The organism is Streptomyces sp. IBSBF 3136, assembly GCF_036815105.1.
GTDB lineage: Bacteria > Actinomycetota > Actinomycetes > Streptomycetales > Streptomycetaceae > Streptomyces.
Genome location: NZ_JAJSZC010000492.1, coordinates 1 through 732 on the forward strand (window position 1 = coordinate 1; position 732 = coordinate 732).

General features: G+C 71.3%; 2 protein-coding genes. Both read left to right on the plus strand.

The window, feature by feature from the left end; genetic code table 11:
- Positions 1 to 133: 133 nt before the first annotated feature.
- A complete protein-coding gene (locus V7E45_RS40410; RefSeq protein WP_333779265.1) occupies positions 134 to 499 on the plus strand; it encodes a hypothetical protein in 366 nt (121 codons plus the stop codon).
- Positions 496 to 657, plus strand: a complete 162-nt coding sequence (locus V7E45_RS40415) for a hypothetical protein (RefSeq protein ID WP_333779266.1) — start codon at positions 496 to 498, stop codon at positions 655 to 657. Before V7E45_RS40410 ends, V7E45_RS40415 begins: the two co-directional genes overlap by 4 nt.
- Positions 658 to 732: the final 75 nt, after the last annotated feature.

Below are 732 nucleotides of genomic sequence, written 5' to 3' on the forward strand. Positions count from 1 at the left end.
GACCCAGGCGGATGCGCTGCTAGCGACTGGGAGCACAAGGCTGAGCCGACTGCACCATCGAGGCCCCCACGGACGGCTGACCTGGTGCCCGCGGTGCATCGTGCTGTCAGTGGCCGCTGCGACTGTGGAGAACATGACGCCCACCGTGGAGTCCGCACCAGACACACTGGTCGCGGCGCTGCGTATGCCCGTGTGGAACATCCTCACCGAGAGGGCCGACGGCATTCGCCGTGACCTGCCCCTGCGCCCCGAGACCACACCGGAATGCCTCGCGTGGCTGCACGCGCTGAACCCCGAGCAGGCTCGCCGCGCTGCTCTCCTCGATCACCTCGACGCCTTGCGCGGGCACGTCATCGGATGCCCCGCCCTCGGCTATGCCGTGGACGACCCGATGCCTGATGCAGCCCTGCAGGAGGCAGAGGGATTCAACCCGCGCCTCACCACCCTCATCGCTGTCTACCGGGCCGCTCGCCAGCATCGGGCAAATGCCCCGCAGTGAACTTCGGAACGTCGGCGGCCCTGCGCCGGGAGGAGGGCGACCTGCCCGACATCGCCGGCCCCGCCCGGCTGCGCACCATGCTCCAGCACCTGACCAGCCCTCCACTGCCCTCTGCGCGAAGCCAGCCCGGCCCACGGGGCGGCCTCTTCCGCTGCTGACCACGTGCTGACCTGTCCCAATGCCCGCCGCGCCAGCGCCCACCTGCCCCGCCTGACCACCGCCCGCGCCCCGGC

Excerpts from the sequence above, each read along its gene's own strand:
- V7E45_RS40410 (WP_333779265.1), top strand. The coding sequence starts at position 134 with ATGACGCCCACCGTGGAGTCCGCACCAGACACACTGGTCGCGGCGCTG.